Here is a 16,560-nt window from a genome sequence, read left to right as displayed (position 1 = left end):
GTGGCGGGGGCACTGCCGGGCGCCAAGGCGGCGGGGGCGGCCGGGTCGTTCGCGGGCTCCTGGACTCAGGCTTTCGCCGCGTGGTGTGACGGGGCTGGGGCACACGTTGGGGGGTTGAACCGGGCCGCTGAGGTGTATGTCGCGGCGGATGATCACGCCGGAGTGTCGATCCCGGGCGCCGTGCGGGGGCCGCGCTAGATGGTGGTGCTCAGCGACGTGACGCGGTGGAATCCTGGTGTCCTCAATGACATCGCGACGCTGGTTCGGCAACGGGAACAGGTCCTGATCCATTCCGGGGACGATTTCGCGAAGGTCATACCGGTCGAGGGGTGGTCGGGTCCGGCCGCGGACAACGCCATTTCCGCGCACCGCGGATTCATCGCGGGGATAGGAAGGCTGGCCGCGGGGGCGAGTGCGGTGGGTCAGGCGCTGGCGCAGGCGTCGGACGCGATCGCGCCGGTGCAGCAGGCGATCCTCAACGCCGAAGAACTGGCTCGCAAATATGGCTACCAGGTCACCGACACCGGTGCGGTGCTCGACACCTTCTGGGGGCAGGCGCCTCCGGATTTACATCCGGACGATCGGGCACGCGCGCGTCAGCAAGTCGTCGACGACCTCGCTCAGGCTCTGCGTACCGCCGAGGACATCGACAACGACCTCACCGCAATCCTGCAACGCGCCGGACGCGGCGAATTCGGCACCGGCAACGACACCACCGTCACGGCCGCGGCAGCCATCACCGACCCGGGCCTCACCCCACTCGCCCCACCTCCGGATGGCGCGCCGTCGCAGAACGCCGCATGGTGGGCGACTCTGTCGAAGACCGAACAGGACGGTCTGCTGCGCGACCATCCGGACTGGCTGGGCAACTTCGACGGGTTACCAGGTGCGGTGCGGTCGCAAGCGAACTTGGCGCGGCTGCCCGCCGAGCGGGCGCTGCTGGAGCAGCAACGCGCCGCTGCACAGGCGTGGGTTGACAAGGCAAGGTTCATCCCCGACGCCTCGGGTCAGACCGTGGTGGCCGCACTCGCTCAGCTGGAGGCGGTCGACGCGAAACTTCGTTCGCTCGACGCCATCGAGCAGACGATGACGCGCCCCGGCGACCGGCAGTTGCTGTTGCTCGACATGAGCCATACCCGCGCGGAAGCCGCGATCGCTGTGGGGAATGTGGATACCGCGCAGAATGTCGCGGTCTTCACACCTGGGTTCACGACCACGGTAGACGGCAGCCTCAGCAAGTACGACCAGAACATGAAAGACCTGAGGACAATGGCCGAAGACATCAACAAACGGCACGGTGGCGGGCAGACCGCCGCGGTGACCTGGATCGGATACCAGGCGCCGCAATGGGACGGAGTTCTCGATCCGAGCCAGTCGGTCGCCGGCCCCGAAGCGGCGAAGGCAGGCGGAGAGGACCTGGCGAAGTTCTACAACGGCCTCGGCGCGGGACACGAATCGTCCGGCACGCCCTTGCACCTGACCGCACTCGGCCACAGCTACGGTTCGAGCACGACCGGATTCGCCCTGGGCCACGGCACACCGGTCGACGATGCCGTGCTGTTCGGCTCGCCCGGCCAAGGCGCAGAACACCTCGGCGTACCAGAGGGGCACCTGTTTCAGGAGCGCAACTCGGGCGACGACCTGGTGCCGAACCTGCACGGCACGCTCGGACCGAGCCCGTACTCCAGTCCGGAATACCATCAGCTGTCGACCGGTGCGAGCATCACCGAACTCGGGCCGATGAACGCCACCGAAGGCCACAGCGGGTACCTCGACCACAAATCGACCAGCCTGTACAACCTTGCCGCGGTTGCCGCCGGTCATCCGGACATGGCGCAGTACAAGATCACCGCGATCGCCGAGGGACAACGATGACCAACCGGACAGTCACCCGCCGGGGCGCGCGAGTGTTCGTGGCCGCGCTGATCGCGGTCAGCACCACCGCCTGCGGCGGTTCCGATCAGCAATTCGGTTCGGGAGCGAACATGAACACCGATTTGGACAGCGTCTTCGCGATGCTGATGCAACGCCCGGACATCGACGAGGCGACCCGGCACTACCAGCAGTTGGACAACGAGCTCCTACAGGCGCTCTCCCAAGCGATTCCGTCTCTGTCGCCTTGGCAAGGCGACGACGACGGTTCGGGATCGTCGTGCGGTGGGGATTATCCCGGCATCGATTTCGATGGCGACACGTACAGCTTTCCCAGCCATTTCGTGACCGGCAATCTGCCCGACGCCGACTACGAGAAGGCGCTCGAAGTCATCGGATCGGTCGCGCAGAGGTACGGATTCGCGCCCCGGCCGCAGCGCCTGCACGATGCACCCGGCTCCCACGACGCGATGTTTCACAACGTGAACGACGACGGCGAAATTTCTTTTGGCACTGCACTGAACACCAGTCTCCGCGTCAGCCTCGGCTGTCACCTCACGGTCGAGGCCAAGAAGCGGGGGCACCCGTCCTCGACGGGCACCCCCTGACGCGCCGGCGTCAGACCCCGGCGTTGTCCCTGATCCACGACCGGCTGGCCGACACCTTCGCGTAGTTCTGTGTGCCGTTGATCTGCGTGCCGTCGTTGAGGCCCGTGGAGCAGACGCCGACCTGCTTGCCGTTCGACAGTTCCGGGCCGCCTGAGTCGCCGTGCCAGGACGAGCCGTCGATGCCGCGACTCCTGATCGCCGGGCCGCCGAACGCGTCCGAGCTGGTGCCGGTGACTCGCACGTTCGCCGTCTTCAAGGTGCTCGACGGCGGGCTGGTGCCCTCCGTGCGACCCCAACCGTAGATCTGGTTGGTGTCGCCGGTTGCCGGGTCGCTGTCGGCGAGCTGCATGTACGTCGTGTCGACCGGGGTGGTCAGGTGCAGCAGCGCGATGTCACCGTCCGGCGAGGCGAGCTGGCGGTCGACATCGGCGTCCGTGCCCTGCTGCAGAGCCACGTTCCCGACCTTCACGTGTATGCCGGGGTCGTTGAGGCAGTGCTGCGCGGTGAGCACCCACTGTGGCGCGATGATCGTGCCCGAGCATTCGAACCCGCCGAACGAACTCGCGTCATCCCAGTAGACCTGGGCTCCCCACGGCGCCGAACTCACCGTGTCACCACCGATGATCAGCGGCGTCGCGGCCTCCGCGGTCAACGATCCCGCGCCGGCGAGCAGAGCCGCGGCAGCGAGGATGGCACCGGACTTTCGCATGGGGAGCACCTCCGAGAGTCGGGGACAGCTCCCTGAAAACTATTCACGTCAGGAGTTGTCCTGGTACCTACGGAAGTCGCGAAAATGTGTCAGCGCGCCATCGCGAGCGGCAGCGTCTGCCGGACGGCGGCTTCCTGGCGGCCGTACAACGGGATCGCCGGAATGCCGAGATCCTCGGCGCGAGGTGGGCGTCGCATGCCCTGGTACTTCACCGCGCGGACCGTCACGTCTTCACGCAAGTGGCCCAGGTGGGTGCGGCTGAGCTGGTACGACGCGACGGTGAACGAGGCCGCATCGGCAAATGTCGAGAAAGCGCTTTCAAGGCTGGCCTTCGGGGTGAAGCAGGCCTGCGTGGTCCCGGCCGCCGACCATGACCGCCAGCTGTCCGTCACACCGATGGTCCGGTGACTGCGGGCGAGCAGATCCCCTTTCACGCCCAGGGTTTCCCGCAGTTCGGCGGCCAGTTCCGCCGCTTCGAGCGGGGTCGCCGTGATCCCCGCCTCGGCGAGCGTGCCGGCGACGCCGAGTGCCGCGCGGATGATCGCGCGGTGCTCACCGAGTTCACCGGCGCCGCGCGCGAGTGCCGCCAGCGGCGCTTCGGCCGGCCGGTAGCGCACCGCGACGAGATAAACGCGCTGGGTGCCTTCGGTGCGCACCAGCAGTTGCGCACCCGCGAGCGGAATGTCCGCGTTGTCGCACGCTGCGCGCAGCACGCCGGCCAACGCGGTCAAGTCCGGTTCACCGGCCGCCGTGAGTCGCAGCACCGCCGTCCATCCGTCACCGATGCCGGCGATGCCGAACGAATTGCCCCCGCGATCATGGTGCTGACGCAGCCGGAAACCAGGGACCAGCACGAGCAGCGGATCGTGGCCGAGCCGCCGGTCGGCGTGCCGCAGCAGCCGGTAACGGACCCAGACCAGCGCCCAGTCCGCGAGGTACCGCCCGGCTACCCGCACCGACGTCGTGCCGACGACGATCGCGATCAGGAGCACGATGGTGAGGTCGCGGTCGACAAGGAGAATCACGAGCGCGAGTGCCCAGACGATAATCTGCGCTGGACGGACGGGCAGCACGACGGACCAGCCGTGCGGCCACGGGTAGGCGGAGATCCGCGCACCGGCCGAGGTCATCTTCGACGCCTCTCGTTGATGCCTGGTACAGGGTAGCCAAATTCGTCACGATTCCCTGCCGGTAGAAATAGCCACAGGGCAGGTGAATGCGGGAGAATCACCGGGTTGCCGGATCTCCGACACCATAAGGAGCAGCGCCGTGAGTGAACCATTCAGCACAGCGCGACCGCGGATCCGGGTGAGCGTGGTGGAGGACCATCCGCTGTACCGGTCCGCAGTCGCCCGGGTGCTGAGCGAAGCCGCGGATATCGAACTCGGCGCGGTCGCCGATTCGGTGTCCAGGTTCGCCGCTGCCCGCGAGCCCGCCGGTTCGGTGGTGGTGCTCGACCTCAAGCTCCGCGGAGTCACCGACGCGGCCGCCGTGCAGAAGGTCGTCGCCATGGGTTACCAGGTGCTCGTGGTGTCGGCGCACGCCGGCCAGGACGAGGTGCTCGGCGCGGTCTCCGCCGGCGCCCGCGGTTACCTGTCGAAGGACGCCGACGGCGCCGACATCCTCCGCGCGGTGCGCGAGATCGCCGCGGGCAACACTTACGTCTCGCCCGCGCTCGCCTCGTTCCTGCTCAACTCGACTCGCGGGGTGAAGGCGCTGCTGTCCGACCGTGAGCGGCAGGTGCTGTCGCTGGTCGCGGCCGGTGAGCGGGACACTGACATCGCCGAGGCGATGTCGATCAGCGTGCGCACGGTGCGGTCCTATCTGGAACGCATCCGGGACAAGACGGGCCGCCGACGCCGGCCGGAGCTCACCCGCCTCGCCATCGAGGAAGGGATCTCCTAGCCGACTGCGACGGGTGTCGGCGCCGGCGTGGGGGCGGCGGCGCCCCAGCGGAGGTGGATACCTTCGCCACGCAGGACGCGCCGGAACCACAACAGGGAGATAACGATCGCGGCGGCGACCACGCTCCACGAGCCCGCCGTCGACACCAGCAGGAAGTTACCGACGCTCTCGCGCGCCAGGATCCACAGCGTGGTCACCCCGTTGGTGAGAAAAACCACCGCCCACAGCAGGGAGAGTCGGCGGAAGATCTGAACTATGCGGGGGTGCTCGGTGAACGCGGCCGGAAACGCACAGAAGTCGTCGGCCAGCTTCGCGATCAGCGGGCGGCCGAACGGCACGGATGCGATCATGACGAACGCGATCAGGAAGTTCTGCAGCGTGGGCTGGAGGAAATAGAGGAAGACACTGCCGGTCGCCAGGCCGAGCACGGTCCGTGCGATCAGCAGCGCGGTCGTCAGCAGCAGGATGGCGGGGATCGGCTGGCGCAACATGATGCGGCGGCCCAGCGCGAGTACTGACCACGACAGTGCGGCGATGATGCCGCCGTCGAAGCTGACGAACGTAAGCATCAGGTAGAACAGGCCGAGGGGGACGACCGTGGATTCGAGCAGGTGCTTGGCGCCTTGGCGCAGGAGTGCGCCGAAGGCGGGTAGGTGAACCGTCAAGTGCGGGGGCATTGAACTCGCAGTCTCTTTTCGTGCCGGGGGGAGCACGGGCTGGGGCAGCGGGTGGAGTGCCAACGGTACCCCGTGACCCTGTGAAATCAGGGTCGGGTCGCCCGAAGTATCGGGGAAATTTCCCGATTCGGGAAGACGTCGCAGGTGCTGGGATGTTGTGTGAAGGGGAGGTGAGCCGATGACTGCGGAGTGGAGCAGCCTGGCGGTGGCGGTTCCCGCCGCGGTGATCGGGGCGGGGTTGATGGGGCTGGCGTCGGCGGCACAGGCCAAGGCGACGAAGGAGGTTCCGCAGGTCAGGACGCTTGATCCGGGCCTGCTGGTCGCCCTGGCGCGCCGGCCGCTGTGGCTCATCAGCATCGCGGCCACGATCGGTGGCCTCCTGTTGCAAGTGCTGGCCCTCGGGTTCGGGCCGCTCATGCTGGTGCAGCCGCTGCTGGTCACCGCCTTGCCGTTCGCGGCGATGTTCTCCGCATGGCTCAGTCACCGCCACGCCGACCGGGTCGTCATGCTCGGCGCGCTCGTGTGCGTCGCCGGACTCTCCTCGTTCCTCGCGCTGGCTCAACCGACCGGGGGGTCGAACGAGCTGGTGGGCGATGTGGGGCCGCTCGCCGTCGTGCTGGGGCTGGTCGCGCTGCTGGGGCTCGGGTTGTCGACGGTGCTGCGGGGCACCGGTCGCGTGCTCGGGCTCGCGCTCGTGACGGGCGTCTTCTACGGCGTGACCGCGGGGTTGATGAAGGTGGTGGCGGGGCAGCTGCGGATGGGCATCGACGTGCCGTTCACGCACTGGGCGCTGTACGTGGTCTGTGTCGTGGGGCCGATCGGCTTCCTGCTGTCACAGAACACGTTCCAGCAGGGATATGCGGTGGCGCCGGCGCTCGCGGTGATCACCACGAGCGATCCGCTGGTCGGGGTGGCCATCGGCCTCGGGTGGATGGGCGAGTCGGCGGCGACGGGCGCGGGCGTTCTCACGGGCGAGCTCCTCGCGGCCACGGTGATCGTCGCGGGGATCGCGATCCTCGCGTACCGCACCAGCCATGTGGTGGCCCCGGCGGCTACCCCAGGCGCCGGTTCGCGAGTGCACCCGTCGCAACCCGTGCCTTCTCAGTGACCTCAGGGTCGATGCCGACCACGACGAGGCCGGGCCCGGCGCCCAATCTGGCGCGCACTTGTCCGAAGCCGTCGGCCACGGTCGAGTAACCGATGCCGGTGGGCGCCTTCGGGTTGACGCTGGTGCCGGTCGCGGCCGGGTCGGCCTGTCCGCAGCCGAGCACCCAGCAGCCGGTGTCGAGTGCCCGGGCGCGCACGAGCACGTCCCATTGGTCCGCTTTACCTTCGCCGGCACCCCAGGACGTCGGCACGACGATCGCGGACGCGCCCTCGTCGGCGAGGCGGCGGAACAGTTCGGGGAAGCGGATGTCGTAACACGTGGCAAAACCGAGGGTGACGCCGTCGACGCTGGTGGTGAGGAGTTCGGTGCCGGGGGCGACCGTATCGGACTCGCGGAAACCGAACGCGTCATAGAGGTGGATCTTGTCGTAGCCGAGATGGCGGCCGAGGCCGGTGACAAGCAGCGTGTTGCGCACCCGTCCGTCGGACGGGGTGAACATGCCCGCGACGACCAGCACGTCGTGCTCGGCGGCGATGCCGGCGACCGACTTCGCCCACGGCCCGTCGAGCGGCTCGGCATGTGGCTTGAGGGAAACCCCGAAACGGACCATCGTCGCTTCGGGGAAAACGACGACCCGGACGTCCTGCGCGGCCGCGGCGGCGACCTCGCGCCGGATCATCTCCAGGTTCTCCGCGGGGTCCTCGCTGGATGTGATCTGACTCAAGCCGATCCGCAGCACCGCTACCTCCCTGGTCGCCGACAGGTTCCCCGGCCGTACCCTAGTCCCATGCTGAACCGCACCGACCTGCGTGGAAAGGTCCCATCCGCCGCTGAACTGCGCGCCACGTTGCCGCGCGCCGAAATCGACGTGGAGGCGGCCCTTCATCAGGTGCGGCCGGTGGTGGATGCGGTGCGTGAGCGCGGGGTCGAGGCCGCGCTGGAGTACACGGAGAAGTTCGACCGCGTCCGCCCCTCCTCGGTACGCGTGCCCGCTGAGGCTCGCTCGCGAGCGTTGGCCGAGCTCGACCCCGCCGTGCGCGCCGCGCTGGAGGAAGCGATCGCGCGCGCCCGCAAGGTGCACGCCGACCAGCGCCGCACCGATGTCACCACCACGGTCACCGAGGGTGGCACCGTGACCGAGCGCTGGGTGCCGGTCGAACGTGTCGGCCTGTACGCGCCCGGTGGGCTGGCCGTCTACCCCTCGAGCGTCGTGATGAATGTCGTTCCGGCGCAGGCCGCGGGCGTCGGCTCGCTCGTGTTGTGCACGCCGCCGCAGGCGGAGTTCGGCGGCAGCCCGCATCCGACCACCTTGGCGGCGGCCGAGCTGCTGGGCGTGGACGAGGTGTGGGCGGTCGGCGGCGCGCAGGCCGTGGCGCTGCTGGCCTTCGGTGGCACGGACACCGAAGGCGCCGAGCTCGTCCCGGTGGACATGGTGACCGGTCCCGGCAACATCTACCTGACCGCGGCCAAGCGCATGCTGCGCGGAATCATCGGCATCGATTCCGAAGCCGGCCCGACGGAGATCGCGATCCTCGCCGACTCCACCGCCGACCCCGGGCACGTCGCCGCGGACCTGATCAGCCAGGCCGAGCACGACACACTGGCCGCGAGCGTGCTCGTCACATCCTCGGTCGAGCTGGCCGACGCGGTGGACGCCGAGCTCGCCGCGCGCGTGAAGGCGACCAAGCACACCGAGCGCGTCGTGGGAGCGTTGACCGGCAGGCAGTCCGGCACCGTGTTGGTGTCTACTGTGGACGATGGACTGCGGGTGGTGGACGCGTACGCCGCTGAGCACCTGGAGATCCAGACAGCGGACGCGCGTGCCGTCGCCGCCCGGGTGCGCAACGCGGGCGCGGTGTTCGTCGGCCCGTATTCGCCGGTCTCGCTCGGTGACTACTGCGCCGGCTCGAACCACGTGCTGCCCACCGGTGGGTTCGCGCGCCACTCGTCGGGCCTGTCGGTGCAGAGTTTTCTGCGTGGCATCCACGTGATCGACTACAGCGAGGACGCGTTGCGTGCGGTCGCCGGCAAGGTGGTCGCGCTCGCCAATGCCGAAGACCTGCCGGCCCACGGTGAGGCTGTGACGGCTCGGTTCGGGGGAGCGGAGTGACCTCACCAGCCGAAGACGTGACGCTGGCGCAGTTGCCGTTGCGCGAGGATCTGCGGGGTCGTACGCCCTACGGCGCCCCGCAGCTGGACGTGCCGGTCCGGCTCAACACCAACGAAAACCCGTACCCGCCGCCGCCTGAGCTCGTGGACGACGTGGCGGCCGCGGTGCGGGAGGCCGCCGCAGGGTTGCACCGGTACCCGGATCGCGAAGCGATCGCGCTGCGCCGCGATCTCGCGGACTACCTGTCGGTATCGACCGGTGTGCGGTTGTCCGAGCGGAACCTGTGGGCCGCCAACGGATCCAACGAGGTGCTGCAGCAGATCCTGCAGGCGTTCGGCGGTCCCGGCCGCACGGCGCTGGGTTTCGAGCCGTCGTATTCGATGCACCCCATCATCGCGGCGGGTACCCGCACCGAATGGGCGCCGACGCCGCGCCGCGCGGACTTCACTTTGGACAGTGCGCGCGCCACGGAGATCGTGGCCGAGCGCAAGCCGGATGTCGTGTTCGTGACGAGCCCGAACAACCCGACCGGCGGCTCGATCCCGTTGGCGGAGCTGGAACCGCTGCTGCGCGCCGCGCCGGGAATCGTGGTGGTGGACGAGGCGTACGCGGAGTTCTCGGCACAGCCCAGTGCCGTGCGGTTGCTGGATTCGTTCCCCGCCAAGCTGATCGTGTCGCGCACGATGAGCAAGGCGTTCGCGTTCGCCGGTGGCAGGCTCGGCTATCTCGCGGCGGCGCCCGCGGTCGTCGACGCGCTGCAGCTCGTGCGGTTGCCCTACCACCTGTCGGTGCTGACCCAGGCTGCCTCGCGGGCCGCGCTCCGGCACGCCGATGCGACGCTGGCTTCGGTGGCCAAGCTCGCGGCTGAGCGTGACCGAGTGGTGGAAGCCTTGCAGGGCCTGGGTTTCACCCCCGTGCCCAGCGACGCCAACTTTGTCCTTTTCGGACCGTTCAGCGACGCGAAGGCAAGCTGGCAGTCTTATGTGGACAATGGAGTGCTGATCCGTGACGTCGGCGTCGAGGGGCACCTGCGGGTCACCATCGGCACCCCGGAGGAGAACGACGCGTTCCTCGCGGCGAGCAAGGAGGTGCCCCGGTGACACGCGTGGGCAAGATTTCCAGAACCACCAAGGAATCCTCGATCTCGGTGACGGTCGATCTCGACGGCGTCGGCGAGGTGGAGGTCTCCACCGGCGTGCCGTTCTACGATCACATGCTCACCGCGTTCGGCGTGCACGGTTCGCTGGACCTCAAGGTCGACGCGACCGGTGACGTCCACATCGACGCGCACCACACGGTCGAGGACACCGCGATCGTGCTGGGCCAGGCGATCCGGCAGGCGCTCGGCGGCAAGAGCGGTATCCGCCGTTTTGGTGACGCATGGATCCCGATGGACGAAACCCTTGCCCACGCGGCGATTGACGTGTCCGGGCGGCCTTACTGTGTCCACTTGGGAGAGCCGGAAGAGTTCCGCACCTTCACCATCGGCGGGAACTATCCCTTCGTGCTGACCCAGCACGTGTTCGAGTCGCTGGCTTTCCACGCGCAGATCGCGCTGCATGTGCGGGTGCTGCACGGCCGGGACCCACACCACATCGCCGAGGCGCAGTACAAAGCCGTCGCTCGTGCATTGCGCGCGGCGACCGAGCCGGATCCCCGCTCGGCCGGGGTCCCGTCCACCAAGGGTGTGCTTTGAGTAAGGAGATCGTCGGGATCCTGCTGCTGGCACTCGCCGGTTTCCTCGCTGGTGGTGTGTACAGCACCTACAAAACCGCGAAGGGGCTGGCCGGTATCCTGCTCGTCGCCGCGCTGCTCGCCCTCGGCGGCGGCATCCTCTGGTTCGTCAGCTAAACGCTTTCCAGTTCCTTCTCGTCGAGCCGCTTGCTGAGTTTTTCGCCCTCGACGTCCACATTGGGCAGTACGCGGCCGAGCCACCTCGGCAGCCACCAGGCCCGCGCACCGAGCAGCGACATCACCGCGGGCACGATCGTCATCCGCACCACGAAGGCGTCGACCGCGACACCGAACGCCAGCGCGAACCCGATCGACTGGATGAGCGTGGTGTCGGCGAGCACGAACCCGGCGAACACGCTGACCATGATCAGCGCGGCGGCGACCACGACCCGTGCGCCGTGCCGGAATCCGGTGACCACCGCCTGCCGTGCCTCGCGACCGTGCACGTGCTCCTCGCGCATCCGCGTCACCAGGAACACCTGGTAGTCCATCGCGAGCCCGAACAGCACGCCGATCAGCAGGATCGGCAGCATACTCATGATCGGCGCGGTGGACTTCACCCCGAGGACGTCGTCGAGCCAGCCCCATTGGAAGACCGCGACGACGGCGCCGAACGTCGCCGCGACCGACCCGAGGAACCCGAGCGTCGCTTTCAACGGCACGATGAGCGAACGGAAAACCAGCATCAGCAACAGGAACGCGAGCCCGACGATGAGCGCGAGATACGGCAGCATCGCGCCGGAAAGCTTTTCCGAAACGTCGATCTGCAGCGCGGTCTGCCCGGTCACGGCGAGCGTTGTGCCGTCGGAGTGTGCCCGGATGTCGCCGACCAGCTTTTCGGTCTGCTCGCTGCTGGGGCCGCTGTTCGGGATGACCGTGAACATCGCGGTGTCGCGCTGCGCGTTGAACTGAGGTTTCGTCACCGCGGCGACGTCGTCGAGCCGGGAGATCCGGTCGGCGGCCGCGGCGGTGTTATCGGCGGTCGCGTCGGAGATGACCACGATCAACGGCCCGTTCACGCCGGGACCGAACCCTTCGGTGACCAGGTCGTAGGCCTTGCGCTGGGTCGAGTCGGGCGCGGCCGTGGCGTCGTTGGGCAGCCCGAGCCGCATGCCCAGCGCGGGGATCGCGACGACGAGCAGACCGGCGACCGCGACCACCAGCACCGGAATCCGGTGCCGTGCCACGAAACCGGCCCATCGCTCGCCGTTCGCCTGCTTACCGATCCGACCGAAAGTAGGCGGAAACGGTCCGAGGCCGCTCTGCTTGTCGACACCCGTTTCCGCCGTGGCTGCCGTCGGATTGGTAACGAATGGCACGGCCGGTTGTTTCTTCGCTCGCCGGCGCAGAACCTTGCGCCCGGCGAAGCCGAAGATGGCGGGCAGCAGGGTGAGCGCGATGAGCACGGCGACGGCGACGGTCGCCGCGGCGGCGATGCCCATCTGGCCGAGGAACGGGATGCCGACGACGGTGAGCCCGACGAGCGCGATCATCACCGTCAGCCCGGCGAACACCACCGCGGAACCGGCGGTGCCGACGCCGCGCGCCGCGGCTTCTTCGGGCTCGTGACCCTCGCTCAGCTCGTGCCGGTATCGCGAGACGATGAACAACGCGTAGTCGATACCGACCGCGAGTCCCAGCATCAGCGCGAGGATCGGGGTGTTCGAGTTCAGGTCGGTGAGCCCGGAGACCGTCATGATCCCGGCCATGCCGACACCGACGCCGATCAGCGCGGTCAGCAACGGGAGCCCAGCGGCGAGGAGCGAGCCGAACGTCACGGTCAGCACGATCGCCGCGATGACCACGCCGATTCCCTCGGTACTGCCGACTTCAGGCACGCCCTGGATCGCGTCGCCGCCGAACTCGACGGTCAGTCCGGCCTGGCGGGCGCTGTCCGCGGGCGCGGTGACGGCCGCCCGGTCCGCCGCGGTCAGCTCCGATGCCGGGACCCCGTAACCGACCTGCGCGAGCGCGACCCGGCCGTCGGGCGAGACGGTGCCCGCCTGGAACGGGTCGGTGACCATGCGCGCTTTCGGCGCGGTTTTGAGAGTGCTCACGAGCTGTTCGACCGCGGCTTTGCCGGCGGGATCGGTGAGCTTCTGGCCGGCCGGCGCCTCGATGGCGACGCGAGCGGTCGCGCCGCCGACCGACGCCTGCGGGAAGCGTTCCTTGAGGTGGTCGATGGCCTGCTGTGCCTCGGTGCCCGGGATAGTCACGTCGTTCGTGAGCTGGCCGGACAGCGTCAACGCGCCCAGCCCGAGCGCGATCAGCAGAGCGGCCCAGATCGCCGTGACGAGCCGGCGCCTGCGAAATGAGAAGCGGGCGAGCCGGTACAGCACGGTGGCCATGAGCGCGCCTCCTTCGTCCGAACGGGTGACCAACACGCTAGCCGAACGGCTAGGAGATTTACAAGCCGATCGGCTAGTAGATCAGTGGTTGCTTCGCGCGGTGACCGGCGCGTAGTCTCACCGTGCTTTACTGTGCCGTTTGTTACCAATCCGACGGCAGCCACAGCGGAAACGGGTGTCGACAAGCAGATCGGCTGCGGACCGTGTCCGCCTACTTCGGTCGGATTGGTAGTGGGAGGACGGCATGGCGGCGAGGTCGGCTGCGGACGCGAGCAGCCAGGAGGACACCCGTACCCGGCTGCTCAAGACGGCGCTGCGGTTGTTCGCCGAGCACGGTGTGGAGGGCACGTCGCTGCAGATGATCGCCGACGCACTGGGCGTGACGAAAGCGGCGGTCTACTACCACTTCAAGACCAAGGACGAGATCACCGGCGCGGTCGCCGAACCCGGGCTGCGTGAGCTGGACGTGGTGATCGAGGAGGCGTCCCGCCTGCGTGGCCGTAGCGCGCGGATCGACCACCTGCTGACGGGTTTCGTGGACATCGTGGTGCGGCACCGGGCCTTGATCGCACTGTTCAGCCGCGACCCCGGGGTGACACGGGCGCTGACGACATCATGGTCGACGCGGGAGAATTTCAGCAGCGCGCTGATGGAGATGTTCGCGGGTGCCGAAGGTGACGCGTACCGGGTCATCGCCGCGCACGCCGCTATCACGGGTATCGCGCTCACCGGCGGCGCCCCGCAGTTCGCCGATGTCGACGACGAGACACTGCGCACCCATCTGCGCGAAGTCGGCCGCCGGCTGCTCGGCCGCCCCCGCGCGCATGGCCGCTAGGCGCCGCCCTCCAGTGCGGGCTTGAGTAGTCGTGCGCCGGGGCCGAAGCGGGCCATCTGGTCGTCCTGGTTGTACAGCCCGCACATCCGCAGGGACAGGCAACCGCAGCCGACGCAGCCGGTGAGCCGGTCACGCAGGCGTTGCAGGGCGTCGATCCTTGCGTCCAGCTCGTCCTGCCAGTGCCGCGACAGCCGGGCCCAGTCCGTCTTCGTCGGCGCGTGGTCCTTGGGGAGCGCGGTCAGCGCGGCGCTGATCTCCTCCAGGCTCAGGCCCACCCGCTGGGCGGCGCGAATGAACGCGATCCGGCGCAGTACCGTGCGCGGGTAGCGGCGCTGGTTGCCGGTGGAACGCTCGGAGTGGATCAGGCCGCGGTCCTCGTAGAACCGCAGCGCGGTGTGAGGTACCCCACTGCGTTCGGCGACCTGCCCGATGCTGAGATGGTCGGCAAGCTTGGTCACAAGCGCCAGCGTAACCGCGACTTCGACCTAAGTCGAGGTTGCCGCGCTGTCGAGTCCACTGTGGACCTACGGAGGGGCTACATCGGGAGCAACCGGTACAGCGACTCGGCGGTCACCCGCAGATCCTCGGCCGCGGCGGCCGCCTGCTCCAGCTCGCTGCGCACAGCGCGATTGGCGGGCCGGTCCAGTTCGGGCTGCACGAGTGCCGGGCAGTCGCGAAGCTGGTCGAGGATCCGGGTGAGCGCCGAGGCGGTGCCGGTCATTCCGCGCATCAAACCGCGCAGTTCCACGGTGCCCAGCCCGTCAGCGTCGAAGTTGGACAGTTCGTCGGCCAGCTCGCCGGCCAACATGATGATTCTTCGGTGCGACGACATTGTCACTCCCTTTGCCTGCTGCGACGCGGATAACCATTTCCCGCCATGGGGAAACCGAAACCGGTGCGGCGTCGTCGCCTAAGCTGACCTGGTGACTCGCGTGGTGATTCTGGATTACGGTTCCGGCAACCTTCGATCCGCGGAACGCGCGGTACGGCGGGTGGGCGCCGAGGTCGAGGTCACCGCGGACCCCAAGGCGGCGCTGGCGGCCGATGGCCTCGTGGTGCCCGGCGTCGGCGCGTTCGCCGCGTGTATCGAAGGTCTTCTCTCGGTAGGCGGGGAGAAAATCATCGGCACCCGGCTCGCCGGGGGCCGCCCGGTGCTCGGGATCTGCGTCGGGATGCAGATTCTCTTCGAACGCGGCGTCGAGCACGGCGTGGAGTCGCAAGGCACCGGAGAGTGGCCCGGCACCGTCGATCGGTTGCACGCCGAAATCGTGCCGCACATGGGCTGGAATACCGTGCGGGCGCCCGCGGATTCGCAGTTGTTCGCCGGACTCGGCGCGGACACCCGGTTCTATTTCGTGCACTCGTACGCGGCGCGCACCTGGGAACTCGACTCCGGCCTTCCCGGCCAGCAGCCGAAGGTCACCTGGGCCCACCACGGCGAGGACTTCGTCGCCGCGGCGGAGAACGGTCCGTTGTGGGCCACCCAGTTCCACCCGGAGAAGTCCGGTGACGCGGGCGCCCACTTGCTGGAGAACTGGTTGCGAACCCTATAGTTGCCGGGTGACTTTCACCCTCCTTCCCGCCGTTGATGTGGCCGATGGCCAGGCGGTCCGGCTCGTTCAGGGCGAAGCAGGCACCGAAACCGCTTATGGCGACCCGCTCGACGCGGCGCTGGCCTGGCAACGCGACGGGGCGGAATGGATCCACCTCGTCGATCTCGATGCCGCGTTCGGTAAGGGCTCCAACCGTGAGCTGCTGGCCGACGTGGTGCGGCGGCTGGAGGTGCAGGTCGAACTGTCCGGCGGGATCAGGGACGATGAGTCGCTCGAGGCGGCGCTGGCCATCGGTGCCCGCCGGGTGAACCTGGGTACGGCCGCGCTCGAGGATCCAGAGTGGACCGCGAAGGTCGTTGCCTCCCACGGGGATCGCGTCGCGATCGGGCTCGACGTGCGGATCACCGACGCCGGGTACCGGCTCGCCGCACGGGGCTGGACCCGTGACGGAGGCGACCTGTGGGAGGTGCTGGAACGCCTCGACCGCGACGGCGCCGGCCGCTACGTGGTGACCGACGTCAGCAAGGACGGCACCCTCAAGGGGCCCAACCTCGAGCTGCTGCGCGAGGTCGCCGCGCGCACCGACGCGCCGGTCATCGCCTCCGGCGGAGTGTCCAGTTTGGACGATCTGCGTGCGCTGGCGACGCTGTCCGATGACGGCGTCGAAGGCGCCATCGTCGGCAAGGCGCTCTATGCCGGGGCGTTCACGTTGCCCGAGGCGCTGGCCGCGGTCCGCTAGAAGCGCACCGCGATCCCGATCGTCCGGTCACGCGGGGGGCGAAGGCGGCTGAAGAACATGCTGACCCGGACGAAAATCCCGTACTGGCGGACAAGTGCCTGCCGCACGCGCGCGACGTCCTCCACGAGCTGCGCGGTGCCGGTCAGTTCGGGGCCGTAGGCGTTGCGGCCGCGGACGTCGCAGGCCTGCACCAGCACTTTGCCGTCCCGGCGGATGCGTTTGACCTTGCCCGCCTTGCGTTCCGACAACACCAGCAGCTCGTCCCCGTCTGTCGCGGCCCAGACGGGCGTCGGCACCGGGGTGCCGTCCTTGCGGAACGTGGTCAGCACCACGTATTTCGCGTTGCCAAGAGAAGACGTCAT

The 16,560-nt window shown here is 68.6% G+C and carries 19 protein-coding genes and 1 pseudogene; 12 read left to right on the top strand and 8 right to left on the bottom strand.

The window, feature by feature from the left end; all coding sequences use genetic code 11:
* The 3 genes and pseudogenes from GKO32_RS38315 to GKO32_RS06560 all read left to right on the top strand — a co-directional run.
* A pseudogene (locus GKO32_RS38315) lies at positions 1-198 on the top strand (hypothetical protein); the annotation flags it as partial.
* The gene (locus GKO32_RS06565) at positions 199-1,875 is read left to right on the top strand and encodes an alpha/beta hydrolase (protein ID WP_154755861.1); all 1,677 of its coding nucleotides are present in this window, start codon (positions 199-201) and stop codon (positions 1,873-1,875) included.
* A gap of 38 nt (positions 1,876-1,913) precedes the next feature.
* The gene (locus GKO32_RS06560) at positions 1,914-2,480 is read left to right on the top strand and encodes an LppA family lipoprotein (RefSeq protein ID WP_312867587.1); all 567 of its coding nucleotides are present in this window, start codon (positions 1,914-1,916) and stop codon (positions 2,478-2,480) included.
* A 10-nt stretch (positions 2,481-2,490) separates the two neighbouring features.
* Here the strand turns inward: GKO32_RS06560 and GKO32_RS06555 are convergent, their stop codons facing one another.
* Positions 2,491-3,189: a S1 family peptidase gene (locus GKO32_RS06555; RefSeq protein ID WP_154755860.1), complete on the bottom strand. Its 699-nt coding sequence runs from the start codon at positions 3,187-3,189 to the stop codon at positions 2,491-2,493.
* 89 nt (positions 3,190-3,278) lie between these two features.
* A complete protein-coding gene (locus GKO32_RS06550) occupies positions 3,279-4,319 on the bottom strand; it encodes a type VII secretion protein EccE (protein WP_154755859.1) in 1,041 nt (346 codons plus the stop codon).
* Positions 4,320-4,458: 139 nt separating this feature from the next.
* On the opposite strand from GKO32_RS06550, the gene GKO32_RS06545 reads away from it, so the two are divergent.
* Positions 4,459-5,094 carry a LuxR C-terminal-related transcriptional regulator gene (locus tag GKO32_RS06545; RefSeq protein WP_312867586.1) on the top strand — a complete coding sequence of 212 codons (636 nt, stop codon included), beginning with the start codon at positions 4,459-4,461 and terminating at the stop codon, positions 5,092-5,094.
* Here GKO32_RS06545 and GKO32_RS06540 read toward each other — a convergent pair.
* Positions 5,091-5,771, bottom strand: coding sequence for a VC0807 family protein (locus GKO32_RS06540; RefSeq protein ID WP_154755857.1), 681 nt, complete (start codon positions 5,769-5,771; stop codon positions 5,091-5,093). The genes GKO32_RS06545 and GKO32_RS06540 overlap by 4 nt on opposite strands.
* Before the next feature lie 178 nt (positions 5,772-5,949).
* Here GKO32_RS06540 and GKO32_RS06535 point away from each other — a divergent pair, with 178 nt between their 5' ends.
* Positions 5,950-6,879 carry a DMT family transporter gene (locus tag GKO32_RS06535; protein WP_154755856.1) on the top strand — a complete coding sequence of 310 codons (930 nt, stop codon included), beginning with the start codon at positions 5,950-5,952 and terminating at the stop codon, positions 6,877-6,879.
* Here GKO32_RS06535 and GKO32_RS06530 read toward each other — a convergent pair.
* Positions 6,824-7,618: a carbon-nitrogen hydrolase family protein gene (locus GKO32_RS06530; RefSeq protein WP_312867585.1), complete on the bottom strand. Its 795-nt coding sequence runs from the start codon at positions 7,616-7,618 to the stop codon at positions 6,824-6,826. The genes GKO32_RS06535 and GKO32_RS06530 overlap by 56 nt on opposite strands.
* Before the next feature lie 48 nt (positions 7,619-7,666).
* Between GKO32_RS06530 and hisD the strand changes: the two genes are divergently transcribed.
* The 4 genes from hisD to GKO32_RS37920 are packed head-to-tail and all read left to right on the top strand — an operon-like array spanning position 7,667 to position 10,840.
* Complete coding sequence (gene hisD / locus GKO32_RS06525; RefSeq protein ID WP_154755854.1) at positions 7,667-8,989, top strand: histidinol dehydrogenase; 1,323 nt, start codon at positions 7,667-7,669, stop codon at positions 8,987-8,989.
* Positions 8,986-10,089, top strand: a complete 1,104-nt coding sequence (locus GKO32_RS06520) for a histidinol-phosphate transaminase (RefSeq protein ID WP_312867584.1) — start codon at positions 8,986-8,988, stop codon at positions 10,087-10,089. The genes hisD and GKO32_RS06520 overlap by 4 nt, the downstream gene beginning before the upstream one ends.
* Positions 10,086-10,685: an imidazoleglycerol-phosphate dehydratase HisB gene (gene hisB / locus GKO32_RS06515; protein WP_312867583.1), complete on the top strand. Its 600-nt coding sequence runs from the start codon at positions 10,086-10,088 to the stop codon at positions 10,683-10,685. Before GKO32_RS06520 ends, hisB begins: the two co-directional genes overlap by 4 nt.
* Positions 10,682-10,840 carry a CG2302 family histidine operon protein gene (locus GKO32_RS37920; protein ID WP_166459406.1) on the top strand — a complete coding sequence of 53 codons (159 nt, stop codon included), beginning with the start codon at positions 10,682-10,684 and terminating at the stop codon, positions 10,838-10,840. The genes hisB and GKO32_RS37920 overlap by 4 nt, the downstream gene beginning before the upstream one ends.
* Here the strand turns inward: GKO32_RS37920 and GKO32_RS06510 are convergent.
* Complete coding sequence (locus GKO32_RS06510) at positions 10,837-13,071, bottom strand: MMPL family transporter (protein WP_154755853.1); 2,235 nt, start codon at positions 13,069-13,071, stop codon at positions 10,837-10,839. The genes GKO32_RS37920 and GKO32_RS06510 overlap by 4 nt on opposite strands.
* A gap of 244 nt (positions 13,072-13,315) precedes the next feature.
* Here GKO32_RS06510 and GKO32_RS06505 point away from each other — a divergent pair, with 244 nt between their 5' ends.
* On the top strand, positions 13,316-13,906 hold the full coding sequence (locus tag GKO32_RS06505; RefSeq protein WP_154755852.1) for a TetR/AcrR family transcriptional regulator: 591 nt from the start codon (positions 13,316-13,318) through the stop codon (positions 13,904-13,906).
* Here GKO32_RS06505 and soxR read toward each other — a convergent pair.
* On the bottom strand, positions 13,903-14,364 hold the full coding sequence (soxR, locus tag GKO32_RS06500; RefSeq protein WP_312867582.1) for a redox-sensitive transcriptional activator SoxR: 462 nt from the start codon (positions 14,362-14,364) through the stop codon (positions 13,903-13,905). The genes GKO32_RS06505 and soxR overlap by 4 nt on opposite strands.
* Positions 14,365-14,441: 77 nt before the next feature.
* Complete coding sequence (locus tag GKO32_RS06495; protein WP_154755850.1) at positions 14,442-14,738, bottom strand: hypothetical protein; 297 nt, start codon at positions 14,736-14,738, stop codon at positions 14,442-14,444.
* Between the two features lie 100 nt (positions 14,739-14,838).
* On the opposite strand from GKO32_RS06495, the gene hisH reads away from it, so the two are divergent.
* On the top strand, positions 14,839-15,459 hold the full coding sequence (gene hisH, locus GKO32_RS06490) for an imidazole glycerol phosphate synthase subunit HisH (RefSeq protein WP_312867591.1): 621 nt from the start codon (positions 14,839-14,841) through the stop codon (positions 15,457-15,459).
* 7 nt (positions 15,460-15,466) lie between these two features.
* On the top strand, positions 15,467-16,198 hold the full coding sequence (priA, locus tag GKO32_RS06485; RefSeq protein WP_312867581.1) for a bifunctional 1-(5-phosphoribosyl)-5-((5-phosphoribosylamino)methylideneamino)imidazole-4-carboxamide isomerase/phosphoribosylanthranilate isomerase PriA: 732 nt from the start codon (positions 15,467-15,469) through the stop codon (positions 16,196-16,198).
* Here the strand turns inward: priA and GKO32_RS06480 are convergent.
* Entirely contained in the window at positions 16,195-16,560 is a 366-nt protein-coding gene (locus GKO32_RS06480; protein WP_154755848.1) for a PPOX class F420-dependent oxidoreductase, read from the bottom strand. The genes priA and GKO32_RS06480 overlap by 4 nt on opposite strands.

This window comes from Amycolatopsis pithecellobii, from assembly GCF_009707865.1.
GTDB lineage: Bacteria > Actinomycetota > Actinomycetes > Mycobacteriales > Pseudonocardiaceae > Amycolatopsis_E > Amycolatopsis_E pithecellobii.
This window is presented reverse-complemented; position numbering and strand designations above follow the sequence as displayed.